This is a genomic window from Tumebacillus permanentifrigoris, from assembly GCF_003148565.1.
Lineage (GTDB): Bacteria > Bacillota > Bacilli > Tumebacillales > Tumebacillaceae > Tumebacillus > Tumebacillus permanentifrigoris.
The window spans coordinates 1-19,434 of the sequence record NZ_QGGL01000011.1; the positions used below are offsets into that span (position 1 = coordinate 1).

Here is a 19,434-nt window from a genome sequence, read left to right on the forward strand (position 1 = left end):
GTAGCCCCAGTAGCCCCAGTAGCCCCAGTAGCCCCAGTAGCCCCAGTAGCCCCAGTAGCCCCAGTAGCGCCAGTAGCCCCAGTAGCCCCAGTAGCCCCAGTAGCCCCAGTAGCGCCAGTTGCACCAGTATCACCAGTAGCCCCAGTAGCACCAGTAGCACCAGTATCGCCAGTAGCCCCAGTAGCCCCAGTAGCCCCAGTAGCGCCAGTAGCACCAGTAGCACCAGTATCGCCAGTAGCGCCAGTAGCGCCAGTAGCGCCAGTAGCACCTGTATCACCAGTAGCACCAGTAGCACCAGTATCACCAGTAGCGCCAGTAGCACCAGTAGCACCAGTAGCACCAGTAGCACCAGTAGCACCAGTAGCGCCAGTAGCGCCAGTAGCGCCAGTATCACCAGTAGCACCAGTAGCACCAGTAGCACCAGTAGCGCCAGTAGCGCCAGTAGCGCCAGTAGCGCCAGTAGCGCCAGTATCGCCAGTAGCACCAGTAGCACCAGTAGCACCAGTATCACCAGTAGCGCCAGTAGCACCTGTTGCGCCTGCTACGCCAGTAGCACCAGTAGCGCCAGTAGCGCCAGTAGCACCAGTAGCACCAGTAGCACCAGTATCGCCAGTAGCACCAGTATCACCAGTAGCGCCAGTAGCGCCAGTAGCACCAGTAGCACCAGTAGCACCAGTAGCACCAGTAGCACCAGTAGCACCAGTAGCGCCAGTAGCGCCAGTAGCGCCAGTAGCACCAGTAGCACCAGTAGCACCAGTAGCACCAGTAGCACCAGTAGCACCAGTAGCACCAGTATCACCAGTAGCACCAGTAGCGCCAGTTGCGCCAGTAGCACCTGTATCACCAGTAGCACCAGTAGCACCAGTAGCACCAGTATCGCCAGTAGCACCAGTAGCGCCAGTTGCCCCAGTTGCCCCAGTTGCACCAGTTGCACCAGTATCTCCTGTAGCACCAGTAGCACCAGTAGCACCAGTAGCACCAGTTGCACCAGTATCTCCTGTTGCGCCAGTAGCACCAGTAGCACCAGTAGCACCAGTAGCACCAGTAGCACCAGTAGCACCAGTAGCACCAGTAGCACCAGTAGCACCAGTAGCACCAGTAGCACCAGTAGCACCAGTAGCCCCAGTAGCACCAGTAGCACCAGTAGCACCTGCTACACCTGTTGCCCCTGTCTCACCCGCTGGACCAGTGGCACCAGTTGCCCCTGTCGGTCCAGTTGCCCCTGTGGCACCTTGAGGTCCAGTAGCCCCCTTCGGTCCTTGAGGACCAGTAGCTCCTCGTACCCCTTTTCGTACAATTACATTCACTTTCACTTTTTGTACGACTTTACATTTACAGATTTGTTCTCCGCAACGACGACAGTCTCCACGTTTTTTTTTGCAATCACAATTTCTTTTTCCACAACGATGACAACGTTCACGTTTTACTCTTTCTTTTCCCTTATCATTACTCAAAAAAACCACCTACTTTCAAGTTGAATTCACTATGGTATATGTGTTTTTTCTTGATACTGAAAGGTACGGATGCCGTAGCATGACATCAGATACAACAAAAATGTATGAGTGTGCGGGTGACATCAAGAAGCAACTGCATCGAGAAAAAGGAGGACGGAGAGTTTCTTCCCATCCACTGCTTACAAGTGCCGCTCTCCTTCTAGGTCTCTGGTTTCTTCCCCTGTAGTCGAGCAGGGTGTACACTGTTTGTAAACGGACAGAACGGTGGGTGAGGCAGGATGCGGACAAGTTGGAAAGCGGCGGTGTTGGTAAGCGTTTGTGTGTTGGGATCAGGTTGCAATACCACAGGTACGCCTTCAACAGCTGCAACCGAAGACATGCCCTCAACCCGACTCGCAACACCCACGGCCAATCCAGAGCTGGCCGCAGCACACGAGATTAATGGTATCCCAATCTTGGAACAAGGCCCGGAACTACCTACTGGATGTGAGGCCACCTCCCTGACGATGCTGTTGCAATCGCAAGGCGTTCACGTCGACAAAACCGCTGTCGTCGAGCGATTGCCCATCCTCGCCCAGCCTGAGTACGTGGAGGATGAGGTGCTGGTTGGGGACGACCCGAACCGGGGATTTCTAGGCGACCCGTACAGTGAGGACGGGTTCGGGGTGTTTCACAAGCCGATCGCCGATCTGCTCAACTCCTTCTTGCCAGATCACGCGCTGGATTTGAGCGGTTCGGAGTTTGAGGAACTGCTGCGCGCCGTCGCTGATGACCGTCCAGTCGTGACGTGGATTTCGATGGATCTCAGCGAGGTCAGCACCGCCTATGTCTGGACCACTTCAGACGGAACGGAGATCGAGTGGAAAGTGCCCGAGCATTGCGTTCTGCTGACCGGCTATGACGATACGTCGGTCACCGTCCATGACCCCTTCACAGGTCAGGTTGTCCAGTACGACCGCTCTCGCTTCCAGACCGTTTGGGAAGCGATGGGCAAGCAAGGCGTCACCGTTCGAGCCAAGTACTCGTAAAAAAGCCGTTCCCCTGCTTGGGGAACGGCTTTTTTACAACATATGCTTATTGAGCGATGAAGCGCATGCCATCGACGCCAACGTACGTCGTGTCGCCGGTGTTGTCACCGAGCATGACGTAGCCAACGCTACCGGCTGCGAAGTTGTACGTCCCGAGGCTCACCCATTGGTTGGAGTACGCTACTTGGGAAATCGTCTTGGTAATCACGCCGCCGTTGTAGTGGATCTCATACTTCGCGTTGGTGGTAGCTGCGAAGTTGGACGGGATGAAGACTTTGACTTGGTAGTTGCCAGCAGTCGGGATCTTCGGCTTCCAGGTTGCGAAGTTCGAGATCGGGTTGGTGCCATTGCCCTTGGTGTAGGTCATCTGGTTGTGGATGCCGTAGCCTGCGGTAGGATGCCAGTAGGCAGACGGGCCACCCAACGTGAAGCCAGATGCCGGGTCTGTGTTATCGACCAGCACGGCCGCGTAGTTTTTCGTGACGCCGGTGACTTTGCTCATGTATTTGTTCCAATCCCAGTTCACGCCCGGATCGGTATGATCATTGCCCCACAGTTCGGAGTGACCCATGATGTGGTCACGATCCATCGGGATGTTGTATTTGAGGCAGAGCGCGCGGGTCAGAGCTGCCGACTGCGTATACATCGCGTCGGTGTACCAGCCCGTTTGCGCGGCATACCCTTCATGCTCGATGCCGATGCCGTTGGTATTGAAGCTGCGCGCATGCCACGCGATGTCTTTGTCCTGTACCATCTGCGTAATCTGACCGTCAGAGGAACGGACGACGTAGTGCGCGGAGACTTGTGCCGCCGGGTCTTTGAACCAGCTGATCGTGCCGGAGTAGGAACCCTCGGTGTCATGGATGATGACAGAGTTGATCGGGTTCGACGTCGGACGAGTGGCAACCGCATAGTTGGAGGTGCTGGCCGGATTCCAGATCGCGCCGGAGTAGTCCGGGGTCAGCCCGTAAGAGGTGCCGCCGTAGGTCAAGCCCGCGTAGGAACCTTTGGACGGAGCGATGGCTTGGTTCGGGTCGAGGGTCAGCGTACCGCCTTCGATCGCCAGCGCAGTCCCTTCCTTCAGCACACGGTAGACTTCGTCTGCGAACAGTGCCGCGCCGTCTTTGTCCTTCGCCCCTTCAAAGGAAGCGACCGCTTCATACCAATCGTTAACGTTGGTGGTGAGCGATTTGCCGAGGTCCTTTTGCGCCTTCGCGAGCAGGTATGCACCACCGCGAATGTTCAGTTGGACATCGTCCTCCAGCTGTTTTTTGGTGACGCCGAGCGCTTTGGCTGCGTCGCTCAGGCTCTTTTTGAAGGAGTTGTCACCGAGGTGCATCAAGCCTTTGCCGTTGTTTTTGTCCGGCTCCGCGAGGGTGTGCGCTTCCTCCGGTGCAATCTGCCAACGCGATTCGCTGTAGGAGATCGCCATCAGCAGTTCCTTCGGAACGCCAAATTCCTTGGCAGCCGAGGTGAATGCGCTTTCCAGCGCCGGTGCAGTTGCCGCAGTTTGGTTGTCCGGTTTGGCAGCATGCGACGGTTGTGCGTACACACTGCTCATCGACAGGGTCAGTGCAGTGGTCGCGAGGACCGAAACCCACGTTTTTTTCATATTGAATTGCCTCCTCTATCTATAGGGAAAATGTTATAAATTCAGAATATATGATTTTTGTCACAGTGTCTATAAATAAAATAACTAAGAAGTAACCCAGAGTAATAATCGCTGTCAGGAAGAAAATTACAATTCCTGTCGCTTGAAGACAGGAATTGCAGATTTTATTTCGAATATTGTAGGAAGTGTGAATGAGTTTGGGGAGGGGGAGTCTGCGTGACTGCTACTTATTTTCAAGAGACAACCGCAACTCTGCGAGAGTTTTTACCGAATCTAATTGAAGAGATGGAGCGCCGGGTGCCGTATGCATCGGTCGTGGTGCTCTCTACATCGAAGACACATATCGGGGTTGACTTGAACAAGGAATCGATCGAACCCAATGAGCCGATCGTAGGCGCCGTCATCACGGTATACGATGGGCAACGCCTGTGGGAATATGGCACCCACGACTTCTCGCGCGACAATCTATACCGTCGGGCGATGCAACTGGTCGAACAAGCCCTGCCGGTGAAAAACGGCCTTGCGCTGCAGCTTGGCGAGAAGCGTGAAGGCCATTTTACCTCCCAAGCGGTGCGCCGCCCAGAGGACGTCTCGCTGCTGGAGAAGCTCGAGCTGTGCAAGGAGCGCCTCGCCTTCACGAAGAGCCTCGACCCACGGCTGTCCAACGCGATCGTCAACTACACGGAGATTCGCGAACAGAAGCTGTTCGTCGATCGCAACACTCGCGTCTCACAAGATCTCACTCGTCTGGCGATGAACAGCTTGCTGTTTGCCACCGATGGTGCTACACAGGAATGGGACATGGCGTTCGCCTCGGCCTCGGGCGGTTTTGAGCGTTTGCATTTGCGAGATGAGCAATTGGTGCTCGCCAAGGATAACGCGATTCAACTGCTCAACGCAGAGCGCATCGCGCCAGGGCTCTACGATTGCATCACGACGCCGGCGATCTCCGGGCTGATTGCACATGAAGCGTTCGGTCATGGCACGGAGGTTGATATGTTCCTCAAGGATCGTGCCAAGGGCCGCGAGTATTTGAATCGGCAAGTGGCGGCTACCTGTGTGTCGATGTATGACGACCCGACCGTGGAGGGTGCCTATGGCTCCCATTTCATCGACGACCAAGGACACCAAGCGACGCGCACGACGATTATTGAAAACGGGATCCTGAAGCAAGGCATCGGAGACCTCTACTCCACATCGCTCATGCAACTGCCGCGCACCTCGAACGGCCGTCGGGAGTCCTACTTGCGCAAAGCCTACTCGCGCATGACCAACACCTACTTCGGCCAAGGCGCGCATACGCTCGACGAGATGATGGCGGATGTGCAGCAGGGCGTGTACCTCGAATCGGGAGAAAGCGGCATGGAAGATCCGAAGGGCTGGGGCATCCAATGCACCGTCCACCTCGGCCGTGAGATCAAGGCAGGCAAGTTCACGGGCAAAATCTACAAGTCGCTCGGCCTCACCGGGTATGTGCCAGATCTGCTGCAAAGCATCTCGATGGTCGGCAACGACTTCCACCTCGGAGCAGGAACCTGTGGCAAAGGCCACAAGGAATGGGTCCCTGTCACCGATGGCGGACCTCATCTTCGATTAAAGGGGCGATTGGGCTAATGGCGCTGCAGACTGGACAGTTGATTACCGAACTGATCGATCAGTTGAAGCAACACCCCGAAGTAGCACAGTGGTCGGTGCTGCATGAGCAAAGGCGCGAGTGGCAACACTATCTGATCCAAACTCGTCCAGAAGCGACTCGCGAAGTCATGCAGGAACTCTACCAAGTGACGCTCTACCACTCCCATCCGCATCCGACAGAGGGTGGCAATGCGATGGGCACGGCGACGATCACGTTGACCGAAGCGGACCTGCCGAACCTCCGCACCAAAATCGAGGAAGGCCTGTTGGCCGCCTCGTTGACCAACAACGAGCCGTGGTCGCTTCCGCAGCAGTCGAAGTTCCCGGATGTGCTGCTCGTGGACGAAGCGACATTGGCAGATCCGTTTGCCAAGTTGGAACACCTCACAGCAGACTTGTTCCGCGCCGTAGACCAACAGGTAGCGGTGCGTCTGTCGGCCGCGGAGATGTTTTTTGAGGAGATCATCACCCGCATCTACAACCAAGCTGGCGTAAGCGGCGAGCAGCGCGAGACCTCGTTCATGCTGGAAGTCGTCCTGTTGGCACAGGATGGCGACGGCGAAGAAATGGAGCACTGGTTTGTGGAGCGTCGACGCCGTCTGCAAGACCTCGACATCGCGGAACTGATCGCTGAGAATGCACAGTATGCACGCGATAGCATCGTCGCTGAGCTGCCCAAGACGTGGCAAGGCCCGGTCGTGATCGCACACGGGGAACTGCCGGACATGTTCAGTCCGCTGACGTCGCGGGTGAGCGGCAGTCTCAAGTACATGAAACTGACACAGGTCGCGCCAGGTGAGCCGTTCTTTGGCGACCAGCAAGTCGAGGGCGACCCGCTCGATGCGTCGTATTCGTCGGCGTTGCCCTATGGCGTGAAATCGTTTTCCTTCAGCGCGGAGGGTCTGCCCGGCCGAGACATCACCGTCGTGAAGGACAATGTCTTCCGCAGCTACCTAGCCTCGCAACGCTATGCGGATTACCTTGGCGTCGAGGCGACTGGTGAAGCGGGCAACTTGGTGTTGCAGCCGGGTTCGACCCCGGTGGCGGAGCTGTTGCGAGGCCCGGTCTATTACATCGTGGCGTTCTCGGCGATGATGCCGAACACGTTTACCGGCGACTTTGCGGTGGAGATCAAGCTCGGCTACTACATCGATGAACACGGCAACCGCACGCCGGTCAAGGGCGGATCGGTCAGCGGCAATCTGTTTGACATGCTGACACATGCCAAATACGCGCAGGAAGAAGTGTTCAGCGGTGCCTACAAGGGCCCGGTCGCGGTGCGGGTTGAGAACCGTCTGACGATCGCAGGCGAGTAAACGATAGGCAAAAACCTCCCCATCTGCATCGGGGAGGTTTTTTGCAAAACTTGTGAATATACGCAAAAAAGTGAATTCAATCGAGAGGCGTACAAAACCAGAAGCATCGTATATAATACCGTTAGACAAACGAGATTCAGGAGACGGAAAGGAAGCCAGAGCTATGAGCCAAGAAACGAGCCACAACCTGCCGCCTAAGCGCATGCGGGAATCACGAGCAATCAAGGCGAGCATCGTCTTGCCGCCGGACACGAACAATCACAACACGATGTTCGGGGGCAAGGTCATGTCCTACATCGACGACATCGCTGCGATCTCCGCGATGCGGCACTGTCGCCAGCGCGTGGTCACGGCGTCGACCGATTCGGTGGACTTCATGCACCCGATTCGCCTCGGGGATTCGATCTGCCTCGAATCCTTCGTGACGTGGACGCACAAGACCTCGATGGAAGTGTTCGTCAAAGTAACGGCCGAAGACTTGATGACCGGAAATCGGGCGATCTGTGCTACGTCGTTTCTCACCTTCGTCGCACTCGATCCGGACAATCGCCCGATCCTCGTCCCGCCGGTCTACCCGGAGAGCGAGGAAGAAAAATTCCTGCACGAAACCGCATCAGAGCGCGCCAAAGTTCGTCACGACCGCCGTTCGCAAAGCCGCGAGCTGGCAGAGAAATTCGTGCTGAAGAGATCGTGGGAAGCCCTGTAAGGTTCGTTTTCGAGATGTGAAAAAAGCGCCCAAGGGCGCTTTTTTCCTGTTTACTTCCGCCGATCTAGGTTCAACAAGTCGATCTACGCTCCCTGCAAACTTCGCCAGAGATAAAAGGTCGCATACGCTTCCCAGCCACGCCAGCTCAACGCCCGCTCGCGAAGTTCGTCCAAGGTGGGCTTGCGGTCCAGACCCAGCTGTTGCTTGACCGCATTCTGGAGCGCCACATCCTCGATCGGGAAGGCATCCGGGTAGCGGAGGCAGCGCATCACGACATAATTCGCTGTCCAATTTCCGATCCCGCGAATGGCGGTGAGTTCCTTCACAACGGAGGACAGATTGTTCATCTCCAGCAGTTTTTGTTTGGTCAGCGTCCCGGAACAGACTCTTTTGGCGATGTCGATCAGGTACTCACACTTTTTTTGCGTAAACTTTAAGGGGAAGAGATCATCTACAGTCAATTTCGCCACGACAGCAGGGGTCGGGAACGTCCAGTACGTGCGACCGTTGTATGTGACGGCCTGTCCAAATGTTTCCACCAACCTGCGTTTCATCGCATAGGCGATTTTTAAGGAGATCTGTTGCCCGATAATCGCCCAACAGATCGCTTCAAATAAATGGGGTTCCCCGACCACGCGCAGTCCGTAGTGCTGCGACACAACCCGATGCAGCACGGGATCTTGTGCGGCCATTTGATAAAAGGGTCGCAGATCCCGACCGAGGTCGAACCAATCCCAAACATATCGAGCAGCCTCCTGAAGCTGAGATTCGGTTGGGGGCGTGTCAGATCCTTCGATATGCACTTCTAAGGAGTCTGGGGTAGGACTCTCAATTCGGATGGCGAGGTATGATCCTTGGAGGCACAAAAGCCGATAGACCTTGCTGTCTTCCACGGTGTAGAGCAGCTCCTCCAGGGAGCGGGATAAGTAGCACAAGATTTCGTCATAATGAAATTCAGCAGGTGTCTGGAAACGAATGCAGTGGGGTGTAGGTTCGGACATCGGGCCCTCCTCAAGGGATGAATGACGGTTGTGGATTCCTCATCCATCATTATACTTGTTGACCACCAGCCGCGTACAACTTACAATGGTGTTTAAATGGACTTTTCGAGATGTAGAAACGAGGGAGAGCCAGATGCACGAGGCTTTTGTCTTTGATAAACGCTTGGGCGTGAACATTTTACGCGAGGATCTAGACTGGACGCAGTTTAGTGAGCAGGAACGCAGCTCGATTCTCACCCGTTGGGCGATCATGTGCTCAGGGATGACGAATCGTGTACAGGATTTAGAAGTCGACATCATGGAGAAACTGGATGCCATGTATAGAGCGAACGACGAGGATGAGATGCACCGCTTGAACACCGAGATGATGGAGATCGCCAGCATCGTCTGCGATTTGAACATCCTCTCGCGCAGTGTGTACGCCGACCTTGCGAAGGCGCACTTCTAAGGGAGGCAGAGCGGATGAGCACCGCGTTTGAATTTGTGTACAACGAGCGCCTCGGCATCGAGATCCCCGTTCAGCACCGCGAATGGCACGAGTACAGCCGCGCGGAGCAAGAAGCGATGATCGAGCGTTGGGAGATGCTGCGTTCGCGCATTCCCGACCGCGTGAAGCAACTGGAGGAGGTCATCGAGGACCGCCAGTTGAAGATTGCGGTGGAGGATGACTGGGATCGCGTCGTAGCATTGTACGAAGATGTTTTTGCGATGGCCAGCGTCATCAACGATCTGAACAACTGGATGCGCGTTGAGACCTATACCTCCTCAGAGGATGAGGCGGAGGATGGGCATGGCATCGCTGAAGAGCATACAAGTCGGGAAAAGGACTGACAACAGCGGGAAGGGTAGCGGAATCAACATCCGGTACCTTTTCCGTCTATCTGTTGCCAGATCGTGGCACACTAGGAAGTGCCGATGAAGGGAGAGCGTACATATGGATCACAACCACGTACTCGCCGCTCTGCAGCATTCGCCACTGCCGGAACGGATGGGAAGTTTCGAACGTATGCGTTCGCCCCAGGAACCGTTGCAAGTGGGCGATGGAGAACATCTGGTCGTCGAATACCGCCATGTCAACCATGACGCCTTGTTTCAAGTTATCGTCCGTAGCGATGAGGCGCAATTGATCACCATCGTCAATGGGGAAGTCACCCCGTTGCAGACGGTGTCGGTCGAGGAGGCGGGGCATCTCCTGCGCCGCGATCTGTTGATGATGCTCGAAGACTTGGAAGACGAGCTTTGATTACGAAGAGGAAGCGGAGGCTAACCTGTTGCAACTCCTGCTGATCGACGGCAACCATATCATGTATTCGGTGCTATTCCGCCACATCGCCAAAGCCAAAAAGCGCGGCGACTATGAGGAAGCGACCGACCGCATCGTTCAGAAAGCTGCTCAACAATTCACCGTGACGATGCGCAAATTGGTGCGACGTTTCAAGCCCTCGCACATGATCGTCATTTTTGACAACGACGGACAGAACTTCCGCCACCGCCTCTCGCCGATCTACAAGGCGAACCGCAAGGAACGGCCCAAGGAAGTCCACCCGTTGAAACAAGCGATCTACAGCCGATTCCGCGAGGAGGGCATCCCGTACCTGTACGCCCAGGACTACGAAGGGGATGACCTGCTCGGGACGATCGCGACGCGGGCTGAAGCTGCACGCTCCTTCCGCCGCATCATCCTCTGTTCCGGCGACATGGACCTCGCGCAGTTGATTACGCAGAAGACCCAGCTCTACCAGATCAACTCGGGTGTCTTCACCGGGTCGTGGGTCACGCACAAAAACGTCAAGGAAATCGTGCAAGTCGATCCCAAGAAACTGCCCGAGATCAAAGCACTGCTCGGGGATCGCACCGACAACATCAAGGGCATCTCCGGCCTGCGTCGCCCGAACGCGCTGCGCGTCTTGGAGACGTACCCGGACTTGGCCGAGTTCCTCGACTCTCCGAAAGCGAAAAACAAAACCGAACAGTTGATCCTCAGCCATCGCCAGCATGTGCTGACCAACCTTGAACTCGCTCGCATCCGTTGTGACCTGCGCTTCTATATGCGTTGGGAGGACTACCTCGTCAACAATTGGTGGGGCAGTGATGGCAGCAAGTCCTTCATGAACGCAGTTGAGGCGGAGGACGCAGATGATGAGCTGGAGGAGAGCGCAGCGGTTGCGACGGTTGAACCGGGCGAGGAAGCAACGCCTGCCAAACGCAAGCGCAAGCGCCGCCGCAAGCCGAAAAGCACTGCAGCTTCCTCGTTGGAACCGACCGAAGCGCAAGCGCCTGCACCTGCACCGCAACCCTCTCTAGTTGCGGAGGATGACGCTGGCACCACCGAAGCGAAGCCGAAAAAGAAACGCCCACGCCGTCGTCGCCGCCGGAATCCGAATGCTGGATCGCCGTCCGCTCCGACGGAACAACCGGTTTAACAAAATGAGCCCCTTGTACAGCGGGGCTCTTTTGTTTTTTTTACGAATGGGGAAGGAATGTGAGCACCTACTGTCAAAAGTTTAATTTAGAATAAAACCGGAGAGCGGAGGCGTTCGGATTGAAGTTTCAAGCGGCAGGATGTGAGTGGCTGGACATCCAAGGGATTTTGACAGAGGAAGAATACGATCCGTTCCAAGCTCATCTCCTCGAGCTGTTGGGCGACCTGCTCGGAGCGTTGGACAAAGGGACCGCTGTGGAGTTGGATGCGTTGCTCGCACCTTACGAGAAGCTGGCGCACGAACAAGGCTATCAGTTGGCGGAACGAGGGTTGGCACTGGAGGATGTGTTGCGACTGGGGCAGTTTGTGCGCAACCAGTTGCTGGGCGACCTGTTCACCCCTGCGATGAGCGGATCGGAAGACCCTGCGAGGAAGCGCCTGCTCGACGCCTCCGCAGCACTGACACGCTACACCGACCAACTGGTGCTCGGCTTCCATCAGCAGGAGCAGGAGAGTTTTCGCCGCCGCAGCGTCTACCAGCGCAATCGCGTGTTGGATGCGTTGCCGGTCACGGTTGTGATCTATGACCAGGACGGCACCTGTGAATTTGCGAACAAAAAGTGTTTGATCGACAACCAGCAGACGCTGGGTCAGGTGCAGGGCAAGCACCGCTTGGAGGTAGCGAGCCTGCACAACGCCAACCCAGACCCTGAGCTTGCTTGGCAGCGCGTCCTCAACGGCGAACGCGTCCGCCAACGCATCGAATCCTATGGCGAGGGCGGGCTGACCCTGAATGAGAAGGACATGGTGCCGCTCCGTGATGAACAGGGGGAGATCTCGAATGTGATCGTTGTCACCTACTCCTCGATCAGCGAGAAGGAACGCCTGTACAACATGCAAAAGCAGTTCAGCTTCGTGCTCGACTCGATGAACAGCGGTCTGTTGATTCTGAATTCAGACTGTTGCGTCTCCGGCTTCAACCAAAAAGCCCAAGAGATTTTCGGTCTCCAACCGGAAAAAGTGATCGGGACTACGCTGTCCGATCTCTACGCCACCTATGTCATGGAGGCGGAACCAGACCTGCTCGTCAAGTTGCAAACTCTGGTCGATGAAGGCCAACCGTTGCATGGCATCCACAAGACATTTCAGATGTGCGACCGCACGCTGTCGTTGCGCTTGGACGGCAATCCGATCCTCAATGCGAGTGGCGAATCGGTCGGCTACATTCTGATCGTCGAGGACATGACGGAGTTGCAGGCGATGCGAGAAGCGATGATGCGCAATGAGAAGTTCGCGCTGATCGGCCAGTTTGCAGCGGGGATCGCGCATGAGATACGCAACCCGCTGACGACGGTGTTCGGATTCTTGCAACTGTTCGCATCCGGATCGGTCAAGCACGAGAACTTCGCCGACCTGACGCGGACGCTGTTGATTCCGGAACTCGAACGAGCCAACATCATCCTCTCCGACTTCTTGATGGTGTCCAAGCCGACCGCTCCGCAGCGTTCGGTGGTGGACACTGCGCAGTTTTTCGAAGATGTGGTGCGGCTGATCGAATCGGAAGCGCACTTGCGCGGCGTGATGCTCCAGATCGACACGGTGGATTTCTTGCCACCGCTCAAAGTCGATGTCCAGCAGATGAAGCAAGTCTTCCTCAACCTCTGCAAAAACGCCTTCGACGTCACCCCGCCAGGCGGTTGCTTGCGCTTGACGGCGAAGCCGCAAGTGCAAGGCGCACAGGTTCGCTTTGATGTGATCGACCAAGGGCCGGGCATTCAAGCGGATGACCTTTCCAAAATCTTCGACCCGTTTTTCACGACCAAGGAGCACGGCACCGGCCTCGGCCTGCCGATCTCGCATCGAATCGTAGAAGGACACGGCGGCAGGCTCAAAGTCCGCTCCGCCCAAGGTGTCGGCACGACGTTCACGATCCTGATCCCGATCGGCGAGTAGCAAAAAAACCACCGACGTCTGTGGACGCGGTGGTTTTTTACCGTCTATCGTCTCGTTTACCGGCTGGCAAGGACGATGTTTTCGACGCCATAGAGGATGCCGTCCTCGCCGGCATGCTTGGTCTGAAAGGGCGCGATGGCGAGCAGATCGGGGTGACCATTGCCCATCGCGATGCCGCGTCCGACAAATTGGAGCATCTCGCGGTCGTTGAGCCCATCGCCAAATGCGGCGGCTTGGTGCGGGGCAAACCCGAGGTGGTCGAGCAGGGTGGAGATGCCGACCGACTTGTTCACCCCGCGCGGGTTGAGATCGAGCGCCCACGGGCGCCAGCGATGCAGGAACACCTCGTCCTCAAAGCGGTCGGTGTAGAGCCGCTCTTGGCCCTCGTCGAGGAATGCGATGCACTGGTAGATCTCGGGCACCTCGTCCACGCTCTGGTAGAGCAGCGGGTCGCGAAACCCGATCTCGTGGCGAGCCTGCTGGAAGTAGCGGCACTCGGCGCTGGTGGAGATGAACATCTGCTCAGCCCCGTACAGCAGAAACGAATGCTGATGGACGGACGCACGTTCTAGCCATTCCACCAGCATCTCACGGGGGAATGGTGTGGCGAACACCGTCTCGCCACGGAAGCCGATGTGTGCGCCATTGCAGGTGATCGCCCAGTCGATGTCGAGCGCCTCGCGAATGGCAGCCATCTCATACTCGCTGCGCCCGGTGGCGAGCACAGGGAGGATGCCGCGTTGTTTGAGCAGATCCACGGCCCGCTTGGCGGAGTCGGGGATTTTTTGCTCATGCATGAGGGTGCCGTCCACGTCAAAGAATACGATCTTGATCCCGTCAGTCACCCTGATATCCGATTCACGTACCATCGATCTGTCGCCTCCACGGAAGTCACGCGGTAGGTGCGTCCGCTTGACAAGATAATAAGATACGAGCTCTGCATCATCCGCCCCACCTCATCCGGGTCGAGCGGTCCTTCCCACACGGTGCCGTCCATCGTCGTCAAGTCGTGCAGTTGTAAGGTCTGGTTGAGAAAGTGCACCCGCGCCGTGGCGACTTGAATCGCCCGCTGGCCTGCCGGGTGTATATGAAGGGTTGCTTGATAGTCTGCCAATGTGGTTCACCTCGGTACTTATTCTATCACACCTGATGAAACCTTTCCCCCGTTGATTCGTACTACTAGGCAAATGAATCTCAAGGAGAGATGAACGATGTACGTAGAGAATCGAAATGATCGTTATTGGGCTTTGGCCGCGCATCTGTCGATCGTACTCATTCCGTTTTTGGGACCGATTGTGATCTTGATCTTGCGGGCCAACTCGCAATTTGTACGCCAACATGCCTTGCAAGCTCTGTTGTTTCACCTCGTGTTCGTCGTCTTGATGACCATCTCCGGGTGGTTGGTCTTCCTGTTGATCGGCTTCCCGATGCTGCTGGTCTTCGGCTTGATGGGGATCTATGGAACGGTGCGCGCCAGTGTGTCGGCGTTGAGTGAACGGTCGTGCAAGTATCCGATCACAGGGAATTGGATCTAAGACTTTGGTAAATCCTAACGGGTAACCTTGTGTGAAAGGGGTGTCCTCATGGAAAACAGACAACAGATCCTCGACAACATCTGGAGCGACCTCAAGGAAATGCCGCGCATGAAGCTCAACTCCCTGCTCGCCCAGACGGGCCTCTCGAAGAACATGTACGCGAAGCTCGATGACGCGGATGCCCAGAAGCTGTTTCTCGGACTCCTGACCCGCTTTGACGACGCAGCGCTCGCAGACGTAGCGCCGCTCGTACAGGCGTAACACGAGGGATCGGAGGTGGCCATCCGGCGACCTCCACCTATTTTTGTTAGGAGGAACGCGCAATGGACCCCTATACCTGTCCTTCGTGCCGCAACAAGATGCGGTTTCACATCATGGATCAACAACCGGTCTCGGTCAAACTCAACCCGCAGACGGGTGAAATGATCGGATATATCGACGCGACCGACATGATGGCGCAACCGTACAAGGGCGAGGCCCGACTTGTCCAATGCGCACTGTGCGGGCTGAACGGCGGCGAAGCATTGTTCATCAAGGCTGCGCAACGCATGTAAAAAAGACCGCTTCCCTCACCGGAAGCGGTCTTTTTGCAACGCATTACCGCCCGATACCAGTAGTAAGGAAGTGGAAACGTGGTGTATACTGGACAGGATCTTACAATACATTTACATGTGGAATTGAATGGGAGGATGGGTGCTCGTTGCTTACGAATTTGTTTTCCATCATGTTTCGTCCGAACGTCACCCTCAATCGACTGCTCGAACAGCGTAAGTTTGGTCGCTCGTGGGGCACGACATGGTTTTTGATCGGGCTGAACGTATTGGTGATGTTCATCTTTGCCATTTTTCTCTTCCGTTTTATAGAATCGCACCGCGCGCCGGAGATGTATCCGCCCTACGAACTCAGTACGCGTGTGGTGTTGTGGGGAATCTTCGCTGTGCTCTTGATCGGCGGAACCGTCCAAGCGATCCTCTACTTCGGGCTGGGACGCATCTTGTTCTCCTGGATTGTGCGGCTGGGATTGCACATCTCCGCCGGTCGCAACTATCCGCAAGACCCCTACGAACGGGCGGACAAAGGCCGTCTGCTGGCGATGGTGCATCCGTACACGACTTGGATCTCCCATTGGCCGATGTTGCTCTTGACGCTGTGCTCTTCGCTCTTGTTCCTGATGCCAGGGCTGATGAGTCTGCTGGAGGACGCCGAGTTCGGCACCAAAGTGGATCGCCAAGCGGAGTTGCAAGTTACGATCGTCTTCCTGATCTTGATCTTGATCCTGATCTGGAATCTGGTACAATTTGGTATGTGGATCTACATGATCATCGTCCGCACGATCGCAATTCAGAAGATTTATGGAATTGGCGCAGGTCAGGCATTTTGGGGCCCGTTTCTCATCTACTTCTTGCTCTACTGCGTGGGGATTGTGCTCTATCTGGTACTTGTGTTCGTGGTTGAGTGGCTCGGCGGCGGTCCGATCGACACCGGGGGCGTACCTGATGTGAATTCACATCTGAGCATTTGAGCATCTAAAGCATCACCTGAGGAGGTTTCATCCAGCCTATGACTGATCTGATCACGATCCTTTTTAAACCGAAACGCACGCTCGAAAAGCTTCTGATGGAGCGAGACATGAAGCGTTCATGGCGCGCGACGTGGACGATCATCGTCCTCTACGCGGTGCTCAATCTCATCTACTTCTTGGTGGGTCGAGAGCAACTGATCTCCCCGTTCACACGGATGAGCAGGGGATTCGGACTGGACACTGCCAGCAACGGCGTCTCGCTGGCTCTAGCGCTCGGTGTCTGGGCGGTGGTTACGCTGTACTTGCTCGTGGACACGATCCTCTCGCGCTTTGGCTGGGAATGGTTTGCCCGCATGGGCATTCGCATGGTCGGGGGGCAACAGTACGCGGCATTGTCTCCAGAGGAGAAGCGGGAACGCGGACGGTTGATGCAATTGATCCACCCGTATACGTTATCGGGCGTTGTGATCGCGAGTTTCATCGGGGGGATGATTTCACTGCTATCGATGCAGACTTCGATGGCTGCGGGAGAATCGGGTGTGGGCGCAATCTTGTTGCAGTTGATCGGCAGTGGCATCGCCTTCCTGCTCTCGATCGGCTCGGTGGTCTTGATGATCGTGCAACGCGTGTTCGCGGTGCAACAAGTCTACGGCGTGTCGGGCGCGCGGGCGTTCTGGGGTCCGTTCATCCCGTATGCGGTCTTGATCTTCCTGCTGCTTGCTCTCACTGTCGCGCTCGTTGTGTTCGCCTTCGTTGCCGCGCTGCAATATGCATAAAAAAAACCGCCTCGGGTTACCGGGCGGTTTTTTGTCTGCTTGGAAACATCCTGCGGGTGATCTCCAGAAATTCCTTCATCGCCGGGGAGACCCACTTGCTTTTGTGATAGAGCAATTGCGTGTGGACGCTAACGGCTTGTCCCGCCCAAGGCAGGGCGACCAATCGTCCGTCCGCGAGCTCGTTTTGCACGACGACTTCAGGCAACTGGGCGAGGCCGATCCCGGTGATCACGCATTGCTTGATCGCTTCGAGGCTGCCGAATTCCAACTGCTGGTCGAGGTAGATGCCGTGGCTGTTCAATTGCTGTTCGAAGATCGTGCGGTACGAACAGCCAACTTCGGTGAGGAACAGGGTCTCTTCCTTGAGGTCTTGGGGGTATACCGCCTTGCGCTCGGTCAGCGGGTGTGTAGGCGGCGCGATCAATTTGATCGGCTCCTCCAGCAACACTTCTGCGTGCAGATCGTTGCCCTCTGGCTTGTCCTCATCGAGCAGGAACGCGAGGTCGAGTTCACCACTGCGCACCTGTTGGCGCAACTGCCAGCAGAGCCCAGGGCGCAACACGATCTTGACACTTGGGAACTTGCGGCGGAATTCCTGCAACAGCGATGGCAGTCGGAAGGCACAGAGCGATTCCGGTGCCCCGATCGTCAGCGTCCCCTGTGGGACTTGGGCTTCCAGCAATTCCGACTTGGCGGTTTCCACTAACTTCTGAATCTCCGCCACAAACGGCAGGAGCCGGGTGCCCGCTTCGGTCAGCACGATCCGCTTGCCGAGGCGGTTGAACAACTGGACGCCGAGTTCCTCCTCGAGCGCTTGGATCTGGGCGGTCACGCTCGATTGCGCGTAGCCGAGCAGATCGGCAGCACGGGTGAAGCCTTTGACTTCGGCGACGACTTTGAAGGTGTTCAGATGACGCAATTCCATCGCCATACCGACCTATGCGAGGCGGCCGCGCACCGCAGTCACGATCGACTGACGGAGGGCGGTGATGTCGAGTTGAATCTGGTCGCGGGTGGCCGTGAATTGGTTTTTGCGGTCAAGGTCCTTCAAACCTGGCAGGTTGATGTCCACGGTGAGCAGTGCCGATTGGGCGGCTGCTTCCAGCAGAAAGGCGGCGACGCCGAGGTCGGAGATCACGTTTTTGTTCGCGGTTTTGGCGATCGTCTGCGAGGTGAGCAGGGCGTCGCGGCAAAGTTCAGCGAGGCGCAACGGGACTTCAGTGGCCGAGATGCCAGCGGACTGGAGCGCAAGCGAGCGAGCCGCTTTTTGCTCATCGGTGTCCTTCGGCAGTTTGAGCGCGTTCATATACGTATCAAAAGACTGCATGTCTGCTTCCAATAAGTTGTCACACTCACGAATGTTCGCGACCATTTCAGACGCGATCTGTTGCATGTTCGCTTCGAGGTCGACGAACTTCGCGCCTTGGGTGAGGTTGGCGACCATCGAGGTCATCGAGGCACCGAGCGCCGCCGCGAGGGCTGCGATGCTACCGCCACCCGGTGTGTGTGACTTGGAAGCTGCTGCGTCGAGGAAACTGCGAATGGATTGGTCGAAGGTAGTTGCGGTGTTGTTGTCCATCACGAGCATTCCTCCTGACCGTTGAGTTGCAACTTCATCGCCAGCATCAAGTTGGCGAAAAGTTGTGCGGTCGTCACCGTGCCGACGCCGCCTGGGGTCGGGGTCATCGCCGCGACATGGTTCAGAACGTCGGGTGCAACATCGCCGACGATGGAGCCGTCCTCCGTCTCGTTGATCCCAGCATCGACGATCACGAGATTCTCATGAACCATCTCCGCTGTGACCAAGTTTTTGCGACCGGTCGCGACAAATGCATAGTCCGCACGCTTGAGGTGGAGAGCGAGATCCGGGGTCTTGGAATTGCAGACCGTCACGGTCGCTTTTTCACGCAACAGCAAGTGCAGGAGCGGTTTGCCGACCGTCTCTCCGATCCCGATCAGCACGACGTGCTTGGCGAAAACGCTGTAGCCGTGGTGCTTGAGCAAGCCTAGACAAGCCAGCGGGGTCGCCGGGTAGAGTCCAGTTGTGCCATTGATCGTGGCGAGCAGGTTTGAAGCGGTGAGACCGTCAACGTCCTTGCGCGGGTCGATCGCGGAGATGATGCGTTCCTTGGTGAGGTGCTTCGGGAGCGGGAGTTCCAGCATGATCCCGTGAACATCCGGGTCGCGGTTGAGTTTGTCGAGCACGTTGAGCAGAAATTCCTCGGTGACGTTTCCTGGAAATTTGTGCAGTTCGTAGTCGATTCCAAGTTTGTCGGCTGCGCGGCCTTTGGCTTCCGCGTAGTAGAGCGATGCGGGGTCACCTTCGATCAGAATCGTGGCCATGCGCGGTTCACGACCCTGTGCTTTCCAAGCCTCGACTTGTGTGAGGACGTCCTGTCGGATGCTGTCTGCGAATTCCTTGCCTTTCATGGGCTTCGTCATAAGTTTCCAACCTCCTTAATCTCGAACATTAT

General features: G+C 56.4%; 21 protein-coding genes and 1 pseudogene. 14 read left to right on the forward strand and 8 right to left on the reverse strand.

The window, feature by feature from the left end:
- A pseudogene (locus C7459_RS13235) lies at positions 1-1,313 on the reverse strand (NTTRR-F1 domain); the annotation flags it as partial.
- 419 nt (positions 1,314-1,732) lie between these two features.
- Here C7459_RS13235 and C7459_RS13240 point away from each other — a divergent pair.
- Positions 1,733-2,482 carry a C39 family peptidase gene (locus C7459_RS13240; protein WP_109689777.1) on the forward strand — a complete coding sequence of 250 codons (750 nt, stop codon included), beginning with the start codon at positions 1,733-1,735 and terminating at the stop codon, positions 2,480-2,482.
- Between the two features lie 46 nt (positions 2,483-2,528).
- Here the strand turns inward: C7459_RS13240 and C7459_RS13245 are convergent, their stop codons facing one another.
- A complete protein-coding gene (locus C7459_RS13245) occupies positions 2,529-4,094 on the reverse strand; it encodes an N-acetylmuramoyl-L-alanine amidase (protein ID WP_109689778.1) in 1,566 nt (521 codons plus the stop codon).
- A 216-nt stretch (positions 4,095-4,310) separates the two neighbouring features.
- Between C7459_RS13245 and C7459_RS13250 the strand changes: the two genes are divergently transcribed.
- The 3 genes from C7459_RS13250 (at position 4,311) to C7459_RS13260 (ending at position 7,751) form a co-directional block, all read left to right on the forward strand.
- Positions 4,311-5,708, forward strand: coding sequence for a TldD/PmbA family protein (locus C7459_RS13250; protein ID WP_146201000.1), 1,398 nt, complete (start codon positions 4,311-4,313; stop codon positions 5,706-5,708).
- A complete protein-coding gene (locus C7459_RS13255) occupies positions 5,708-7,045 on the forward strand; it encodes a metallopeptidase TldD-related protein (protein WP_170119452.1) in 1,338 nt (445 codons plus the stop codon). The genes C7459_RS13250 and C7459_RS13255 overlap by 1 nt, the downstream gene beginning before the upstream one ends.
- Positions 7,046-7,208: 163 nt before the next feature.
- Positions 7,209-7,751, forward strand: coding sequence for an acyl-CoA thioesterase (locus tag C7459_RS13260; protein WP_109689780.1), 543 nt, complete (start codon positions 7,209-7,211; stop codon positions 7,749-7,751).
- An 83-nt stretch (positions 7,752-7,834) separates the two neighbouring features.
- Here the strand turns inward: C7459_RS13260 and C7459_RS13265 are convergent, their stop codons facing one another.
- Positions 7,835-8,752, reverse strand: a complete 918-nt coding sequence (locus C7459_RS13265; RefSeq protein ID WP_109689781.1) for a DNA-3-methyladenine glycosylase 2 — start codon at positions 8,750-8,752, stop codon at positions 7,835-7,837.
- A gap of 133 nt (positions 8,753-8,885) precedes the next feature.
- Here C7459_RS13265 and C7459_RS13270 point away from each other — a divergent pair, with 133 nt between their 5' ends.
- From C7459_RS13270 to C7459_RS13290, 5 genes are all read left to right on the forward strand, one after another.
- Positions 8,886-9,200 carry a hypothetical protein gene (locus C7459_RS13270; protein ID WP_109689782.1) on the forward strand — a complete coding sequence of 105 codons (315 nt, stop codon included), beginning with the start codon at positions 8,886-8,888 and terminating at the stop codon, positions 9,198-9,200.
- A gap of 14 nt (positions 9,201-9,214) precedes the next feature.
- Complete coding sequence (locus C7459_RS13275) at positions 9,215-9,583, forward strand: hypothetical protein (protein WP_109689783.1); 369 nt, start codon at positions 9,215-9,217, stop codon at positions 9,581-9,583.
- Positions 9,584-9,686: 103 nt separating this feature from the next.
- The gene (locus C7459_RS13280) at positions 9,687-9,995 is read left to right on the forward strand and encodes a hypothetical protein (RefSeq protein WP_109689784.1); all 309 of its coding nucleotides are present in this window, start codon (positions 9,687-9,689) and stop codon (positions 9,993-9,995) included.
- Between the two features lie 28 nt (positions 9,996-10,023).
- Positions 10,024-11,175: a 5'-3' exonuclease gene (locus C7459_RS13285; RefSeq protein ID WP_109689785.1), complete on the forward strand. Its 1,152-nt coding sequence runs from the start codon at positions 10,024-10,026 to the stop codon at positions 11,173-11,175.
- A gap of 119 nt (positions 11,176-11,294) precedes the next feature.
- Complete coding sequence (locus C7459_RS13290) at positions 11,295-13,127, forward strand: ATP-binding protein (RefSeq protein ID WP_109689786.1); 1,833 nt, start codon at positions 11,295-11,297, stop codon at positions 13,125-13,127.
- 56 nt (positions 13,128-13,183) lie between these two features.
- Here C7459_RS13290 and C7459_RS13295 read toward each other — a convergent pair whose 3' ends face one another.
- The gene (locus C7459_RS13295) at positions 13,184-13,996 is read right to left on the reverse strand and encodes a Cof-type HAD-IIB family hydrolase (RefSeq protein ID WP_109689787.1); all 813 of its coding nucleotides are present in this window, start codon (positions 13,994-13,996) and stop codon (positions 13,184-13,186) included.
- Entirely contained in the window at positions 13,969-14,241 is a 273-nt protein-coding gene (locus C7459_RS13300; protein WP_109689788.1) for a hypothetical protein, read from the reverse strand. The genes C7459_RS13295 and C7459_RS13300 overlap by 28 nt, the downstream gene beginning before the upstream one ends.
- 97 nt (positions 14,242-14,338) lie before the next feature.
- Here C7459_RS13300 and C7459_RS13305 point away from each other — a divergent pair, with 97 nt between their 5' ends.
- The 5 genes from C7459_RS13305 (at position 14,339) to C7459_RS13325 (ending at position 16,960) form a co-directional block, all read left to right on the forward strand.
- A complete protein-coding gene (locus C7459_RS13305) occupies positions 14,339-14,662 on the forward strand; it encodes a DUF4870 domain-containing protein (RefSeq protein WP_109689789.1) in 324 nt (107 codons plus the stop codon).
- A 48-nt stretch (positions 14,663-14,710) separates the two neighbouring features.
- Positions 14,711-14,923, forward strand: coding sequence for a hypothetical protein (locus C7459_RS13310; protein WP_109689790.1), 213 nt, complete (start codon positions 14,711-14,713; stop codon positions 14,921-14,923).
- A 62-nt stretch (positions 14,924-14,985) separates the two neighbouring features.
- Positions 14,986-15,216 (forward strand): hypothetical protein, encoded by a 231-nt coding sequence (locus C7459_RS13315; protein ID WP_109689791.1) that lies wholly within the window; start codon positions 14,986-14,988, stop codon positions 15,214-15,216.
- A 146-nt stretch (positions 15,217-15,362) separates the two neighbouring features.
- Positions 15,363-16,184: a hypothetical protein gene (locus C7459_RS13320; protein ID WP_109689792.1), complete on the forward strand. Its 822-nt coding sequence runs from the start codon at positions 15,363-15,365 to the stop codon at positions 16,182-16,184.
- 38 nt (positions 16,185-16,222) lie between these two features.
- Complete coding sequence (locus C7459_RS13325) at positions 16,223-16,960, forward strand: hypothetical protein (protein WP_109689793.1); 738 nt, start codon at positions 16,223-16,225, stop codon at positions 16,958-16,960.
- A 16-nt stretch (positions 16,961-16,976) separates the two neighbouring features.
- On the opposite strand, the gene C7459_RS13330 is transcribed toward C7459_RS13325, so the two are convergent.
- From C7459_RS13330 to C7459_RS13340, 3 genes are read right to left on the reverse strand one after another with little or no spacing between them, the layout of a single operon-like run.
- Positions 16,977-17,885, reverse strand: a complete 909-nt coding sequence (locus C7459_RS13330) for a LysR family transcriptional regulator (RefSeq protein WP_109689794.1) — start codon at positions 17,883-17,885, stop codon at positions 16,977-16,979.
- A 12-nt stretch (positions 17,886-17,897) separates the two neighbouring features.
- Complete coding sequence (locus C7459_RS13335) at positions 17,898-18,539, reverse strand: cyclodeaminase/cyclohydrolase family protein (protein WP_109689795.1); 642 nt, start codon at positions 18,537-18,539, stop codon at positions 17,898-17,900.
- Positions 18,539-19,402, reverse strand: a complete 864-nt coding sequence (locus C7459_RS13340) for a bifunctional 5,10-methylenetetrahydrofolate dehydrogenase/5,10-methenyltetrahydrofolate cyclohydrolase (protein WP_109689796.1) — start codon at positions 19,400-19,402, stop codon at positions 18,539-18,541. The genes C7459_RS13335 and C7459_RS13340 overlap by 1 nt, the downstream gene beginning before the upstream one ends.
- Positions 19,403-19,434 lie beyond the last annotated feature (32 nt).